13 protein-coding genes are annotated in these 16,733 nt (G+C 44.0%); 11 read left to right on the top strand and 2 right to left on the bottom strand.

Going from position 1 to position 16,733, the window contains the following annotated elements; translation table 11 throughout:
• The first annotated feature begins 201 nt into the window (after positions 1–201).
• From B5F25_RS00395 to B5F25_RS00435, 9 genes are all read left to right on the top strand, one after another.
• The gene (locus tag B5F25_RS00395; RefSeq protein WP_087246916.1) at positions 202–1,962 is read left to right on the top strand and encodes a hypothetical protein; all 1,761 of its coding nucleotides are present in this window, start codon (positions 202–204) and stop codon (positions 1,960–1,962) included.
• Between the two features lie 314 nt (positions 1,963–2,276).
• Entirely contained in the window at positions 2,277–3,335 is a 1,059-nt protein-coding gene (locus B5F25_RS00400) for a hypothetical protein (RefSeq protein WP_140406831.1), read from the top strand.
• A 170-nt stretch (positions 3,336–3,505) separates the two neighbouring features.
• The gene (locus B5F25_RS00405; protein WP_239414148.1) at positions 3,506–4,717 is read left to right on the top strand and encodes a hypothetical protein; all 1,212 of its coding nucleotides are present in this window, start codon (positions 3,506–3,508) and stop codon (positions 4,715–4,717) included.
• An 86-nt stretch (positions 4,718–4,803) separates the two neighbouring features.
• Positions 4,804–6,021 (top strand): transglutaminase-like domain-containing protein, encoded by a 1,218-nt coding sequence (locus B5F25_RS00410; RefSeq protein ID WP_241148321.1) that lies wholly within the window; start codon positions 4,804–4,806, stop codon positions 6,019–6,021.
• A gap of 317 nt (positions 6,022–6,338) precedes the next feature.
• Complete coding sequence (locus B5F25_RS00415; protein WP_087246919.1) at positions 6,339–8,669, top strand: TonB-dependent receptor; 2,331 nt, start codon at positions 6,339–6,341, stop codon at positions 8,667–8,669.
• A gap of 164 nt (positions 8,670–8,833) precedes the next feature.
• Positions 8,834–9,088, top strand: coding sequence for a hypothetical protein (locus tag B5F25_RS00420; protein ID WP_225226422.1), 255 nt, complete (start codon positions 8,834–8,836; stop codon positions 9,086–9,088).
• Positions 9,089–9,419: 331 nt separating this feature from the next.
• Positions 9,420–10,436, top strand: coding sequence for a porin (locus B5F25_RS00425; protein WP_022039921.1), 1,017 nt, complete (start codon positions 9,420–9,422; stop codon positions 10,434–10,436).
• Positions 10,437–10,671: 235 nt separating this feature from the next.
• Positions 10,672–11,697 carry a L,D-transpeptidase family protein gene (locus tag B5F25_RS00430; RefSeq protein WP_087246921.1) on the top strand — a complete coding sequence of 342 codons (1,026 nt, stop codon included), beginning with the start codon at positions 10,672–10,674 and terminating at the stop codon, positions 11,695–11,697.
• A gap of 108 nt (positions 11,698–11,805) precedes the next feature.
• Positions 11,806–12,543, top strand: coding sequence for a murein L,D-transpeptidase catalytic domain family protein (locus B5F25_RS00435; RefSeq protein WP_087212170.1), 738 nt, complete (start codon positions 11,806–11,808; stop codon positions 12,541–12,543).
• On the opposite strand, the gene B5F25_RS00440 is transcribed toward B5F25_RS00435, so the two are convergent.
• Complete coding sequence (locus B5F25_RS00440; RefSeq protein ID WP_087247088.1) at positions 12,495–13,865, bottom strand: MATE family efflux transporter; 1,371 nt, start codon at positions 13,863–13,865, stop codon at positions 12,495–12,497. The genes B5F25_RS00435 and B5F25_RS00440 overlap by 49 nt on opposite strands.
• 107 nt (positions 13,866–13,972) lie before the next feature.
• Between B5F25_RS00440 and aspS the strand changes: the two genes are divergently transcribed.
• Positions 13,973–15,730: an aspartate--tRNA ligase gene (aspS, locus tag B5F25_RS00445; RefSeq protein WP_022039917.1), complete on the top strand. Its 1,758-nt coding sequence runs from the start codon at positions 13,973–13,975 to the stop codon at positions 15,728–15,730.
• 43 nt (positions 15,731–15,773) lie between these two features.
• On the top strand, positions 15,774–16,163 hold the full coding sequence (locus B5F25_RS00450; RefSeq protein ID WP_022039916.1) for a GtrA family protein: 390 nt from the start codon (positions 15,774–15,776) through the stop codon (positions 16,161–16,163).
• Positions 16,164–16,243: 80 nt separating this feature from the next.
• Here the strand turns inward: B5F25_RS00450 and B5F25_RS00455 are convergent, their stop codons facing one another.
• Positions 16,244–16,672, bottom strand: coding sequence for an acetohydroxyacid synthase small subunit (locus B5F25_RS00455; protein WP_022039915.1), 429 nt, complete (start codon positions 16,670–16,672; stop codon positions 16,244–16,246).
• Positions 16,673–16,733: the final 61 nt, after the last annotated feature.

Raw genomic sequence — 16,733 nt, forward strand, 5'->3', positions numbered from 1 at the left:
CACAGGCAAACGGGGACGGTTGCTTATCAAAGGCGGGAAAACACTCGATAAATAACCTTAGGAACATAGCTGAAAGCAATATTTTTATACTTTTGCATCGAAAATAATGATTATATGAGACAAATAATATACGCAGTTATAATATTACATTCCATTTTGATAATTTCAGGATGCAACGGAAATAAAACAGCAGACAAACTGATGCCGGAACTTGAACAAGCGGAAAAGGTAATGTTCGACCATCCGGACAGTGCATTGCATCTATTGGAAAGTATGGAGGTTCCTTCGTCACGAACTGATAAGGAGAACCATGCGCTGTGGTGTCTGCTGACCTCACAGGCAAAGGTAAAACAGCTGATGAAAATCTCTTCCGATTCGCTTGTACGGATAGCATACGATTATTACAAGCCGACAGATAATGCTCGTAGAAAAGCAATGTCGGCACTTTATATGGGTGATATAAATTATGAATTAAGGAATATAGAGGAAGCCATGCAGTATTATCTGGAGGGTAAAACAGAAGTGGAAAAAACGGATGACTACAAAACGGGTTATCTGGTCATGATCTCATTATGTAGGTTATATTTATATCGTGATTTTGCTGATTATGCTTTGGAAGCCAGCAGGAAGGCATACGATTATGCTGTGAAAGATTCCAACAAGCGTTATCAGTTAGCTTCTCTTAAATATCTGGCCAGATGTTATTGCATTTCAGATTCATTGTCGAAGGCAATAGATACATATCATAAATGTAGTGAGCTGACTTTAGAACTTGATCTTGAAAGTTATTATTATGACATACAGAGCGAAATAGCCTTAGTATATATGCATAAAGGTGATATCAAAAAGTCTTTAGAGATTATAAAAAGCTTTCCAATTACATACCAGCGAGCTTCATTGATGGGAAAGGACTACTACCTTTTGGGGCAAATGGATTCAGCTTATTTCTTTTTAAATAAAGCTTTAAAAACTGATAACATTTATACTAAGGTGTCTGCATACCAATACCTATATAAATTGGGGGATATTCCCAAATACCGTAAATACCTGAAAACCTATTGCGATTCCCTTCTTTTTTACAACGATTCTATCATAGCTATTGATAAAGGCAAGGAAATCGTCGCCTACAAGGAGAAATACGACCACCAGAGACTAATCACCGAACAGCAGCGTCTGAGGCTGGAGAAGGCAGATGCACAGCGTATGATGCTCATCATCACGATATGCCTGATAGTGGTTATAGCTGTAGTTGCTTACCTCTATCAGAAACGGCTTGTGAGAAAGGAAACCACCATCCGCAAACAGTCGGAACAGCTACAGGACTATATGCTTCAACTGCACGAATACGAGACACAGCTCATGCAGAACAACCGCTACATGGAGGAACTGAAGGAACAGCTGTCCGGCCAGGAAATGAACTCTGAAGAACTGCATGAATACCGTGAACAGATAGACAGCCTTCAGGTTGAGAACAGCAGGCTGTCTGAAAAGATAAACTCTCTTCAACATCATATTAACGACTATTCTTCCAAACTGGATAAGGCCAGACGGGAGGCAGATAAGTTCCGCAACTTATCGGAAGAAAATCTCTACCTGAAGCAGAGGGAACGTGTGCTTACCGACTATGTGGTGGACACCGACAGACTGGTGAAGGAACTGAGAGAAAAATGCCGTGTTCTGGAGGCCGGTGAATGGGAGACTCTGGAACAAATGTGCGAAAGTACATACAGCAATTTCGTGAGCCGCCTTCAGGGTGTATGCCCAACTCTTACGAAGCAGGAGCTACACCTCTGTATGCTGATAAAACTACGTTTCAGCAATGCACAGATGTCGGAGATCTTCGGTGTGAATACGACTTCCGTATCCCAGAAAAAGTTCCGCCTGAAGAAGCATCTGAGCGATACTCTGCAAGACGGTCTTCCGGATGAAATGACACTCGACAGATGGGTGGCAGAGTTCTGAAAAATGAAAATGTAGATTTGGGGTTTGGTGTAAAACGTATGATAAACCATTGTATATTAATATAATACATGGATTTTTATTCTGATTAAAATGTAGATATACTTTTTATACACTTTTAATTTGTATATACTAACTTTGTGGTCGGAATAGATAATCGTAAACAATAAGAGTAATATACAATGAGATTTATTAAAGTATTTTTATTTGTGCTGACAGGAATCATACTACCTGTCAGTTTATCCGCACAGACAGTTAGCGGAAAATTGATTGACGAGAACAACTTAAATAATATATAATTATAAATTAATATTCTTATGACTAATAGATTAATATTTTCTATTTTTATTTCCTTATTTATATCATGTGCTTTTTCGACTATTAAAGCTCAAACTGATGTTCGCCCTTATAAAGAGTGGGAAGCTACCCAATTCGTTGCTGTTAGTGGACATCAACCTGAAGATTATGTTCTTACTGATAATAATTGGGAAATAATGTATAATTTACGTACTCCACATACCCAAAGTGAACTTCTTGATATGGGGATAAAATGTTCTGATAGCCAATTATTATTGTTGGAAGTAGGAGGGCTGATTAATAAAACAAAAGGAAAATGGAAATGCACAATTCCTATTCTCGATAAAGAACAGACTACCTCTTTAAGAAATGTCAGTAAGGAAATTGCGGCATCTATGTATTCAAAAACTAAGAATGATTTTGTCTCTCTTGTACATACAATCAAGGGAATGGGATTTGAAAACAATGCACTTTCATTGGTCTTTTCATATCTTTTGGACGGTAGGATGTGGACAAAGCTTGTTTTATTTGATGATATAAACAACCATGCTGGTTGGAGCGGTTGTTATTGGGTTTTATATGAGCCACGCAAAGACCTTAAATTCGGTACAAATGGTTTCGGTGATATGAATTTGATATTAACCTATCTCAACAGTGAGGTTTCGCCAAGCAGTAAAACGATGGATGATAGTGCTGATGAAATATCCCAATATGGTAAAATAAACAATCCGCAACTTATCTCTAAACTCATTCCATACGGCTTGACAAACCAAAGCGGAGACATTCTATTTCCTATCATAAAAAAACAGCAAGATAGTTTTCATCAAATTATTGATAAACTTGTTAATTCCATTTCGTCAGAACTTAAAGACAACTGTGGCAATATCGCAACTCAATATGATATAAATGATGAAAATACAGCAATGGTGATTTTGTATCATGAAGTTATGTGGTATTTAATGGATAATCTGATCCAGGATAAAGTGTTAAACATACCAGCTGTTTTTAAAGACGAAGAAAACAACAAACAACGATTGAATGAAGTCGTTTTTTTTATTGAGGGTGGATTGATGCAATAATATCTATTCAAAAATTATCAGATGCAGATAAAATTTTGCGGTAACAGTCCGCTATAAATTCAATACTGCCAAGAGCAAGTATAAAGGAACAGGAGCAGGTGACAACCAAAAGAGCCGTATGTAAGTATTATCTTAAATTCAGGAATGACTTTGAATAAATAATTTTATATATGAGGAAGTTATTGTTTTTTATTTTCAGTGCTTTTACAGCCATTGCATTAAAGGCACAGACACCCTCTATCGAGGCGTTGCGTACATGCGCAGCTGAAAAGGGAATGTCTCCCAAAGAATACATATTCAAGCAGTTTGAGAAATCGGATATAGTCGTGCTGGGTGAGCGCGACCACCGTGATACGGTACAATACGACCTGATTCACGACATCCTGGCCGATCCTCGTTTTGCCGAACAGATAGGATATGTTTATACCGAAGTCGGCTCGTACAACATGAATGATGATGTAAACCGCCTGCTGCAAGGCTGTTATCCAACGGAGGCGGCTTTCATGGACAGCCTGTATGCCTACTATAGAAAGTCGGAGACCTTCTATCCGATTTGGGAGAAATACAACCGTGTGAAGTTCCTGAAAGGTATATATGAAATAAATCGTACCTCTCCAAGGAAAATCAAACTCGGACTTACCGATTGCGAGTTCTTATGGGATGAAATCCGTACTGTAGAAGACTACAAAAGATTTTGGAAATCTCCTGGATTGAACGATCGCGACAGTTTAATGGCTACCCATATTTCGGAAATGTATGCCCGCCAGACACCCTTGAACGGTAAACGCAAGGCCTTGGTGATAACCAATCAGCCTCATGCTATAAACGATTCATTTATTCTCAAAAAGAGCAATACTGTTTATGGAGCACAGGGTTGGTGGATGAAGAAAATCTTTGGAGAAGAACGAGTCAAAATCGTGGTACTGAATTGGTTTGATTACAACCTGTTTGATGGCAGTAATTTCCCGATGACGGGCGAAGGACATTGGGATGCAGCCTTTGAATTGTTGAAATGTCGCCCGTTCGCCATTGATTTGAAAAACACACCTTACGGAGAAACGGCTTACAACGGTCACGTCGGAGGTACTACGACCAGTGCAAAGAATAAGTGTTGGCAAGATGTGGCAGATGGGCTTATCTACTATGCACCCCTCTATGACCATATGGCTGCATGGGGTATTGAAGGACTTATAACCAAAGAGTTTGAACCTGAAATCAAACGCCGCCTGACCCTATTTTTCCAGGCAACACAACCCGGTGCAGAAATACCCATGGAGGCTGCCATAGAAGAATACAATGTTTTTCATGCCCATCCAGCTGCCATCAAAAGCAAAGAGGAAGTGAAGGAAATCATTCAGGAAGTACTGGAGAAGAATCTTTGACAATAATGTAGTGGTATTGAATTATTAGCCCTACATTTATAGTCCAAGCAATCCTATTGACAACTACTTTTTAAGCAGAACACACAATGAAAAGACTGAAAGGACACTTGCTGATTTTACTATTAAGTTTAGTCTGCTTCACAAGCTTGTCGGCACAAACCGATGCCGAACGGAAGTTCTTGGCCTCAGCCGACTCGCTGAATACGCTACTCTTCGACGCATATACTGGGAAAGATTATCCGGCCGCCGAAGTCCTCTGCCAGAAGATTATCGACTTATACGACGCACACGCGACGCAACTGGCCGAAGGTTATGCTTACTTCAAATACTCCAGCTACTATAACATGGCCAGCATCCAGGCAATACAAGGGAAAAAACAAGAAGCTGCCAGCAGCCTGCTCAAAGCACTGGACAGCGGAAAGATTGAAGTAAGCTACAACAGGATAACCAACGACGAAGACCTGAAAGACATTCTGGACGCACCTGAACTACAACCCGCCCTGAAGCGTCTGAAAGAAACCACCGATTATCTTTATATTCTGCAGAATGCGCCGGAATACACCCGCACGCAGTCGGTAGACAGCCTGCCCCGGATTGTCTATGCGCAGGCCGACGAGCCCGACCTGAAGCGCGTCCGTGACTATTTCCGGCTGGACAGCGTGGCCGTGGCGGGCGACGAACTGGGCACCATCAAACGCATCCTGACCTATATCCACAACAAGATACGCCACGACGGGCAGAACGGTAATCCGAAGGGTGGAAACAACTCCATCAACTTTGCTGAGGCCTGCAAGGACGGCAGCCGAGGTCTGAACTGCCGCGGACTGGCTACGGTGCTGAACGAGTGTTACCTGTCGATGGGTATTCCGTCGCGCGTCATCACCTGCATGCCAAAGACGTACATCAACGATTGCCACGTCATTAACGCCGTCTATTCGTCCACCCTCGGCAAGTGGCTTTGGATAGACCCTACGAACAACGCCTGGGTGACCGACGAACAGGGTAACCTGCTGAGCGTGCAGGAAGTGCGCGTACGTCTCAGGAGCGGCCAGCCTGTCCGGGTGAACGAAGAGGCCAACTGGAACAATGAAAAGAAGACCACGACGGAAGACTATCTGTACGAGTACATGGCCAAGAACCTGTTTTATCTGGAAAGTTGGACGCGCTACGGGTTCAATACGGAAAGCGACCGAGAGAACCTTATCAACTACATCTTTCTGCAACCCACCGGCTGCGACAGCGACCAACGGAACCCGGGGAACTTTTCTGTCAACGACGACCGGTACTTTTGGCAGGTTCCCTAGTAAGAGGTATCACATTTGTCAAGTAACTCAATTACATGATTTCTCCTGGCTACAAATTCTTTCAGAGAGTTGTTGAGTCTTCCTTTCAGAATGTTTTGCAGAAGATATGACGTTGGACCGGTGGCTGGCAGAGTATTGAAAATGCAATTGTAGAGATGATAATTTGTGGATATAATAGTAATGATCAGAAAATCAGATGAATATAAGTATATGCTATAAGCCGGCTTGTAGAGACGTTTTTCATTTTTGTTCCGATAATTCATTCTATCTTTGTCGGTGAAGAACTTACAACAGAAATACAAAATAATACATACAGCATGAAAACACTTAGGAAAACACTACTGCTACTATGCACTTTGGCATCTTCTTTCGGTTTGTCGGCACAGACCGTCAGTGGGAAGCTAGTAGACGAACAGAACCAACCGTTACCGTATGCAAACGTCGTATTATTGTCTCTTCCGGATTCAGCGTTTGTAAATGGAACCATTAGCGGTGAGGATGGTTCTTTCACACTGGAGTCAACATCGGAAAATCAGATAGTGAAAATATCCTCTATCGGATATAAGACCGTATGTAAGCCTGTATCTCCGGCCAATATCGGTATCGTGCAGCTCGTATCAGATGCACAACAATTAGGGGAAGTTGTTGTAAAAGCAGACTTACCTAAAACACGCGTAAAAGGGGATGCCATGGTGACTACAGTTGCGGGTAGCATCCTTGAAAACGCAGGAACAGGAAACGACCTGTTAAACAAAATACCTGGCGTATCAGCCAATGAGGGGGATATTAAAGTTTTTGGTGCCGGAACTCCTGAAATATATATCAACGGACGTAAAGTACGGGACAAATCCGAACTCGACCAACTTGCATCCGACAACATCAAGAGCGTGGAAGTGGTGAACAATCCCGGCTCGCGCTATGATGCGACAGTCAATGCGGTTATCCGCATTCAGACTAAAAAGCCACAGGGAGAAGGGTTCGGTTTCAACAACCGTTTTTATACAGGCTACGGTTACGGATGGAATGTGCTGGACCAGTACAACTTCAATTACCGAAAAGGAGGCTTCGACCTTTCGGGTATGCTGTATGGCAAGAAAGGATACACGGAAGACCGCAAGACCATCACACAGAAAACGCTGTTGGATAAGACATGGATACAGGATTCATATCTCTGCACACAATATGACATGAAAGATATTTCGGCCATGCTGTCGCTAAACTATCAGTTTAACGAAAATCACTCTCTGGGTGCACGCTATGATTATGACCGGACACCGGAACGTCATGAAACGGTAGACCCGATGAATACCCTGGTGTATCAGGATGATGCTCTTTATGAGGAGAGTCACACTACGGGCTGGAGAAATACACAGGAAACCAGACATACCCTCAATGCTTATTATAACGGACGTGTAGGAGACTGGAATATCGACTTCAATGCGGACGGTTTCTGGTCGGATACGAAGAATCCACAGGAGATGCTTGAGCAGTTCACTCCAGCGGGAGGTTCCTTAGAGAAACAGACTGTCACCACCAAAAATTTGACAGACAATACCCTTTATGCGACCAAGCTCGTATTCGGACATCCCTTATGGGGCGGTAATCTCTCCTTTGGCGGTGAATACACCTATACGAACCGGAATAATGCGTACATGAATGTGGAAGGAATCCTGGATAACAATAACAGCAACATCAAGGAAAACTCTACTTCGGCATTTCTGGAATATGCCCGCAGCTTCGGCAAACTTCAGGCACAGTTAGGTGTACGTTATGAGCATTTGTCTTCCGACTATTACGAGGACGACAAGTATATGGACAATCAAAGCAGGACATACGACAACGTATTCCCATCCGTATCCTTGAATCTTCCGATTGGTAAAGTACAGACACAATTGACCTACACCGGCAGTATCTACCGTCCTTCATACTGGATGCTGAGAAGTGACATCATGTACGGCAACCGATATACTTACGAAGGAGGTAACCCGCTGCTGAGACCGTCACTGATAAACCGTCTTACACTGAATGTATCGTACAAGTGGATATATCTCAATTCACGATACATACACGGAGAAGATGCCATTACACAGTTGAGCAGGGCATATTCGGAAGACAATCCGACCGTTTCGTTATATTCCTTCTACAACATGTATAACAGTGACAAGTTATATACCACTCTTACATTGGCTCCAACAATCGGATTATGGTCTCCGCAGTTTAATTTTCTTCTGCTCCAGCAATGGTATAAAGTGGAAACATCCAATGGAACAGAAAACTTCAATAATCCGATATTGAGCTTTGCCTGGAACAACAATTTCAAGCTGCCTCTTGGTATCAGTCTCGATGTAGATTTGGGGTTCGACACTCCGGGTGACAACGAAAATACAAAGGTCGAAGAAGGGTGCTGGTATGCCAACATCAGTCTTTATAAGAGTTTCCTTAAAGACCGCCTTTCGGTTCAGCTGAAAGCCTATGACCTTTTCAATTCCTATCAGGCAAAATCAACTGTTTACAGTGGCAACCGTCTGATGACAATCAAAATGGAAGCCCGCAGGAATATTGGCATTACTTTACGCTATAAGTTCAATGCTGCCAAGAGCAAGTACAAAGGAACAGGAGCCGGAGACAGCCAGAAGAACCGTATGTAAATCATCGTAACAATAACAAGCAGTAATGTGGTGGAAAAAATAAATCGCCAAATTGTGATAGCTTCATCTGGTGTAAGATTAATAATCTTGCGCTTGTAAGATTAATAATCTTACAGCCTGAAGATTAATAATCTTACCGAAAAGGCAGTTATATTGGAAACTGTATGCTTCAATGTTCATACAAAATCAAGCATTTCAATGTGGGTGCCGGTATGCTTTATCCCTTTAAGTCCAAAGGATGGAGCGGTGGCACGAAATTGCTGAGCAATGAGGTACGGAAAGAAACTTGGTCCTTCATAAAGGATAACGGGAACATGTTCCTGCTCACTCTGTCATGGGATTTCAGTGTGGGAAAGAAACACCATGCAGGAACCAAGGTCACGAACAATGTAGACCGGGAAACTGGTATTGTTATGTAACACAATCTTTAAACATATATTTAAACGACAGGCTCTAAGAGCCTGTTTAAATTTTGCTCAGGTTAATTTTGCGAATTGTTTTCGAGGATGTTTTTCTGACTTTATGAGGAAGATAGCGGGCTATCTGACGAATAAAATCGGGAAAACAGACCGGAAACAAACGCAAAAGAACCTGATAGAATATTACTTTATTGGAAAATTTAAACAGGCTCTAAGTCCGAGCACATTTCAAAACAGGCTCTTAATAAAATGTAACATGTTTGTAACATGTTTGACATAAATAGTTTACCTTTGTCCTTTACCTTTGCACAAGTTAAAAATGAAGAGACAAATGAAAAAATATCTCTCTGCGCTGTTGTTGGCGCTCTCTGTAGCATCTGTCGGTGCTCAAGATTTTAGTTGGAAAGATGCGGTTCCCGAGATTCACGGTACAGTGCGTGGAAAGTACGAATATCAGACTACGACCAATGAGCAACGTTTCCAAGTGCGTAACGCACGTGTCAGCGCGACTGGCAGACTGCTCCCTATCGTGAGTTATAAGGCTGAAATCGACCTTTGCGACGAGGGGGTTATCAAGATGTTGGATGCCTATGCAAGGGTTACTCCATTTAAAGGTTTTGATGTCACCATCGGGCAAATGCGTGTGCCTTTTACCATTGATGCGCACCGTTCTCCTCACTTGCAGTATTTTGCTAACCGCTCGTTCATTGCCAAGCAGATGGGTAGTCTGCGCGATGCGGGTGCCACGTTGAAATATAGTATGAAAGAAGGTTTTCCCTTTTCGTTGGAAGCTGGTTTGTTCAGTGGTTCAGGATTGACCGAACAGAAAGGGTGGCACAAAGCTTTGTCTTATTCAGCAAAACTGGAGATGCAGCCTTTCAAAGGGTATAATCTGACGTTAAGTACGCAGCGCATTCGCCCGTTCGACCGCAACATCTACATGTACGACCTTGGCACTTATTATGACTGGAATAACTGGCATTTCGAGGTAGAAGCAATGTATAAGGATTATGCTCACTCTTCGTTCGAGAGTGTGTGGGCAGTGGATGCTTTCATCAATTACGATTATTTCATCAAGAAAGAAAAAAGCTTGATAAAGAAAGTGTCTTTTCTGGCACGTTTCGACTATATGGGCAACAACAGCGATGAATTGGATGAGGATGGGATAGATTACATCATCACCGACCACGAGCGCAAGCGTGTTACTGGCGGTTTGACGTTTAGTTTTGGTAAGCCTTTCCAAGCCGATCTCCGCTTGAACTATGAGAAATATTTTTACGATGACAACTCGTTGGCATTGGAGTCGGAACAAGATAAATTGGTAGTAGAAATGATGGTTCGCTTCTGATAATTTGCTTTTATAAACATTTGTTTGAAGCCGTCCTGGTTGTAGTGGTTACACCTGGGGCGGCGTTTTTTTATTTATTAGTTGCTGGTAGGAACTTGGGTATCTTTCTTGTGTCGGGATAAGGATGTAAGGAATAAAAGGAACAAAATACGTGGTTCGTTTGTTATTATCTTGACAACTAATTTTGAAAATGGGAAAAAATGCTTATCTTTGTATAAACCTTAACCTGCCTGCTATGAAGAGAGAGGTTTTACTGGTCGCGTGTGTGATGTGTCTGCTGCTTTTGGGATGTGAGAAACAGCAGGTGCAGACTTTTTCGGTGTCTGATAAGCTGGAAATCATTTCGGACATGGTTTCGCAAAGAGAAGCTTTAGGCTCTTCCAGGCAATTGGATGCTTCGGATATTCTTTTGACAAAAGATTTACTTTACGATCAGCATACACTGGAAGATATCTATCCCTATGGCGATACGGTGCGTAGCTTTAAGTGGGAAATCATTCGCAAATGTTTGGCATTCATAGAAAATATGCAACGTGATGAGGTGGATTGGGTTGTGCTTCGAAACTATAAGAATCGTAATGGAGAAGCAGCTTTGGTACATCGGTATGTGCGGAACGTATATGGGAGGGTGGCAGACACATGTGGTGTGGAGCGTTATCAGTCAATACCTTTCTATGAGCCGAATGACTCGTTAGTGCCTGTTCGATACGGGCGCGATGGTTCACTGGCTTATCTGAAGGACCGGGAAGGTAGTTTCTTGCGTATCGTTCCTGTGACGGCGGAAAGTGAATGGCTTGTTCCGTCGCGATACGTCAGACAGCTTCCTGCGGGCATAAAGTTCCACCATGCGGTATTCGTCGACCGGCTCGATCAGAACATCACTACACTGGAGCGGACAGGAGAAGGGCAATGGACCATTCGAAGTATGAATCCGGCAACGACAGGTATGCACCGTCCACCATATGCACAGGAGACCCCGCTAGGAATGTTTTTGTTGCAAGAAAAGAAAGAGCGGATGGTGTTTTTGAAAGACGGTGGTTCCGGTGTAGGAGGGTATGCTCCATATGCATCTAGATTTACGAACGGTGCCTATTTGCATGGCGTGCCGGTTAATGTTCCACAAACCCGGATGGTAGAATACAGTTGGTCGCTAGGTACGATTCCCCGTTCACATATGTGTGTGCGTAATGCTACTTCGCATGCTAAGTTCATTTTCGATTATCTGCCAACCGAGGCTACGCTTGTAGTAATTATTGAGTAGTTGGAAATACAGAAGCATTGTGGAAATATTATTTTGAGAAATCCGTGTAATCTGTGGTGGGAAAATTATTTATTTTGTAACTTTGCAGCCGTATTCTAAATTGATTTCATGCTGCGTATTTTCTTGATTATTTTGATGATGGTAGCTTCCGTATGTAGCTCTGTGCTTTGTCGGTCGGAAGAAAAGAAAGATGCTCCACAAGTGAAGATTGTGGATCGTTGCCTCCAGTTGTATCACGAGATGGACTTGGAAGGACGGGTGAATTATATTGCTTTCCGTCAGGCTGTGACGGGTTATTACCGTATCGGACAGCGGAAACGGGAGGTGCTGACCCTTATCGACTTTTCGAAGCCTTCTACGCAGGAACGTTTGTACGTGTTCGATATGAAGCAGAAGAAAATGCTGTTCTCTTCGGTGGTGGCACATGGGAAGAACAGTGGGAACATCTATGCTACTTCGTTCTCAAACGAAGACGGTTCACACAAAAGTTCGTTGGGGTTTTATTTAACTGAATCAACGTATCAGGGCAGAAATGGTTATTCGCTGTTGCTGGAAGGATTGGAAAAAGGTATCAACGATCGTGCCCGTCAGCGTGCCATCGTGATGCACGGGGCTGCGTATGCCAATCCTTCTGTCATTCGTAATGGTGGGCGTTTGGGAAGGAGTTTCGGTTGTCCTGCTGTCCCTCAGAAGTTATGCCGTCCTATCATTGACGCCATTAAGGGTGGTAGTGTGATGTATATCTATGCCGCCAAACCCAGCTATCTGGCGCAAAGCTCAATCTTGCACGCGGAGGGTCAGGATAGAGAAGAGGCAGGTATCAGTCTGGAAGCGGCCTTGCGGTAATACCACCATCCGAAGAGGTCAGCCAGTGCCCAGCCGATGGGAATGGACCACCAGATGCCATGTACGCCAATAGAAGGAATAGAGGCCAGTCCGTAAGCTAATGCGACGCGGGTACCGAGCGAAAAGACGGTGAGCACTACTGACATGCCTGGCATGCGGATGGCACGGAAAAGTCCGTAGAGCATGAAAAGGTATCCGATACCTACGTAAAAACTGCCTTCCACACGTAAGTATTCTACCCCAATGGCGATGATTTCGGTTTCATTGGCATCGATAAAAAGTTGCATCAAAGGACGTGCAAAGACAAAGACCGCTGCAGAGATACATAGGCAAAAGCCGGTGATGAACCATAGCGTATTGTGTATTCCTTTTTTTATCCGTTCGAATTTCTTAGCACCGAAGTTTTGGGCAATAAAGGTGGAAAAAGCATTCCCGAAGTCCTGTACAGGCATATAAGCAAAGGTATCAATTTTGACAGCGATGGCAAAGGCTGCCATTACGGCGGTACCGAAACTGTTGACTAACCCTTGCACCATCAGAATGCCAAAGTTCATCACCGATTGTTGCATGCATGTAAGTGAGGAATAAGTGGCTATCTCACGGATGGATTGTCTGTTGATGCGGATATGTTTCCATTTTAGCCGGAATATTGGGAAGCGGTAGAGGGTATACAGGCAAAGTCCTACACCCGATACGATTTGTGAGATGACGGTGGCTACTGCTGCTCCTGTCACGCCCCAGTGGAAAATTGCGATGAACACCAGGTCAAGTACAATGTTGAGTACCACTGATATACCTAGGAAAGCGAGGGGTACGATGGAATTGCCTAAGGCACGGAGCAGGAAAGCATAATAATTATAAAGGAATGTGCTGAAGATACCGATGAATATCACCAGCAGGTAGTCATGCATCATTCCAGTGATTTCGGCAGGAGTTTGCAGCCAGCGGATGATGGGATGGGCGAATATCAGTGACAGCGTGTTGATGATGAGAGTAATACCGCCTGTCAGAAGGAGTGATGAGACCAGGCTTCGTTTCATTCCCTCGTAATCTTTTGCTCCATATTGCAGAGAGAATACGGCTCCTGTACCCATACAAAGCCCGATAAAGATGGAGGTAATGAACACCATCAGCGAATAAGCCGACCCTACCGCTGCCAGTGCATCAGCACCTAGGAAGTGTCCAACGATGAGTGTGTCGGCTATGTTGTAGCATTGTTGAAGCAGGTTTCCCAACATCATCGGGATAGCGAAACGCAGCATTGTGCCCGTGATGCTACCTTTTGTCAGGTCGCCCGCTGAAGTATGGTCTTGTATGTTCATGGCTTTGTCTTTACGTTTGCTGCCGCAAAGATATTGCATAAATCAAAAACATATACTACCTTTGCCTAAATTTATAGTCAAACTTGGATTTATAAACCTTATATGATATGTTCAGAAGTCATACTTGTGGTGAGCTGAGACTCGCCGATGCAGGCAAAAACGTGACGCTCGCCGGCTGGGTGCAGCGTACGCGTAAGATGGGAGGGATGACCTTTGTGGATCTTCGTGACCGATATGGCATCACCCAATTGGTGTTTAATACAGAAGTGAATGCAGAACTGTGCGAGCGAGCCAATCACTTGGGACGTGAATTCGTTGTTCAGGTAATGGGCGTGGTGAGCGAGCGTTCCAGCAAGAATGCCAACCTTCCTACTGGTGAAATCGAAATCATCGTGTCGGAATTGAATGTGCTGAATGTGGCACAGACCCCTCCGTTTACGATTGAAGATAATACAGACGGCGGCGATGACCTCCGGATGAAATACCGCTACCTGGATTTGCGTCGTACTGCCGTGCGCAAGAATCTGGAGTTGCGCCACCGGATGACAATGGAAGTGCGCCGTTATTTGGATAGTAAAGGTTTCCTCGAAGTGGAAACTCCGATGCTTATTGGGTCTACACCCGAAGGTGCGCGCGATTTTGTAGTGCCTTCACGTATGAATCCGGGACAATTTTATGCTTTGCCCCAGTCTCCGCAGACGTTGAAGCAGCTACTGATGGTGTCGGGGTTCGACCGTTATTTCCAGATTGTGAAATGTTTTCGCGATGAAGACCTTCGTGCTGACCGTCAGCCTGAGTTCACACAGATTGACTGTGAGATGAGTTTTGTGGAACAGGAAGACATCATCCAGATGTTTGAAGGGATGGCAAAGCATCTGTTCAAGGAATTGCGTGGTGTGGAACTGACTGAGTCGTTCCAGCGTATGCCATGGGCCGATGCAATGAAGTATTATGGTAGCGACAAGCCCGACTTGCGTTTCGGCATGAAGTTTGTCGAACTGATGGATATATTGAAAGGTTATGGCTTCTCAGTATTCGACAATGCAGCGTATATCGGCGGTATCTGTGCTGAGGGGGCGGCGCATTACACTCGCAAACAACTTGATCAGTTGACTGAGTTTGTGAAGCGTCCGCAAATCGGTGCGAAAGGCATGGTCTATGCCCGCGTGGAAGCCGATGGTAACGTGAAATCAAGTGTCGATAAATTCTATGCTCAAGATGTGCTTCAGCAGATGAAAGAGGCTTTCGGTGCCAAACCGGGTGATTTGATATTGATATTGAGTGGTGACGATGCGATGAAAACTCGCAAACAGCTTTGCGAATTGCGCTTGGAGATGGGTAACCAGCTGGGCTTGCGCGATAAGAATAAGTTTGCCTGCTTGTGGGTGGTAGATTTCCCGATGTTTGAATGGAGTGAGGAAGAAGGTCGCCTGATGGCAATGCACCATCCGTTTACCCATCCTAAAGACGAAGACATTCCTTTGCTGGATACAGACCCGGCTGCCGTGCGTGCCGATGCTTATGATATGGTGGTCAACGGCGTAGAAGTAGGGGGTGGTTCTATTCGTATCCACGATTCAGCGCTTCAGGAGAAAATGTTCGAAATTCTGGGATTCACACAGGAAAAGGCGCAAGAGCAGTTCGGCTTCCTGATGAACGCCTTTAAGTTCGGTGCACCTCCTCATGGCGGATTGGCATATGGTCTCGACCGTTGGGTATCGCTCTTTGCCGGTCTTGACAGCATCCGCGACTGTATTGCATTCCCAAAGAACAATTCCGGTCGTGACGTAATGTTGGATGCTCCAGGCTATCTTGACCAGAAGCAGCTGGACGAATTACATCTGCAAGTAGTGAAAGAAGACTGACCCAAAGAGGCACTGGTCATCGTTATCTCTTAAAAGAAGTTGAATGAAAGAATCTGTACGCGTCATCCGTTTTGCTATCGTAGGCACGCTCAATGCTTTGATTACTGCGTTTGTGGTATGGCTGCTGATGCATATCGAGGGTGAAAGTTACATCACGGCGAATATCATTGCTTATGTCGTGGCGCAGATTCACAACTTTATTTGGTGTAAATATTGGATATTCCCTCTTGAGCCTGGCAATAAGAAGAACAGCATCTGGCATCAGGTGTTGTTCTTTGCCGGTGCCTTCCTGCTGGCCTACAGCATGCAGTTCCTTTTCCTGCTGATGTTGGTGGAGTTGTTTTACTGCAATGAGTATCTGGCTCAGTTTCTGGGACTTTTCATCTACGGTGCGGTCAACTTTATCACCAACCGTCACATTACTTTCCGCTGATGTCATTTCGCAAACATCCCTTGCAGTGGCGTATGCGATATGCTACTGCAAGGGATGTTTGCGGATATTCATTAAAAACATTATGCCATTTTCAGCAGGTGCTGTTCTTCGATGTAATTCAGTCCTTTATCGAGTATGACTTTACGGGTTTCTTCCGGGCTGTCAGTCCGGAATACCAGGATGCCTTTGCCCGAAAGTAGGAATGAATAGAGGTAGGAAATACCTATCCCTGCCTGGCTGAAGCTTCGAATGGCATCGGCTGCACGTCCCGGTTGGTTATCGAGCATGATGGCGAACACGTCCGAAAGATTTGCTGAGATGCCTGCCTGTTTCAATGTTTCGTAAGCGCGCATCGGTTCGGAACAGATGATGCGGTAGATACCATATTCTACTGTGTCGGAAATGGTGGAAGCGATAAGTTGGATATTCGCTTCTTTCAGTAGTTCGAGCACCTGAAGCAATGTGCCCGACTTGTTTTCTACAAATACAGATAACTGGTGGATGGTCATATTTTATGCTTTTTAGGTTTACAAGAACAAGCTCTGACGAGGTTGGCAAAACTCTGAATAT

The sequence above is a fragment of the Bacteroides sp. An19 genome (genome assembly GCF_002160215.1).
Classification (GTDB): Bacteria; Bacteroidota; Bacteroidia; order Bacteroidales; family Bacteroidaceae; genus Phocaeicola; species Phocaeicola intestinalis.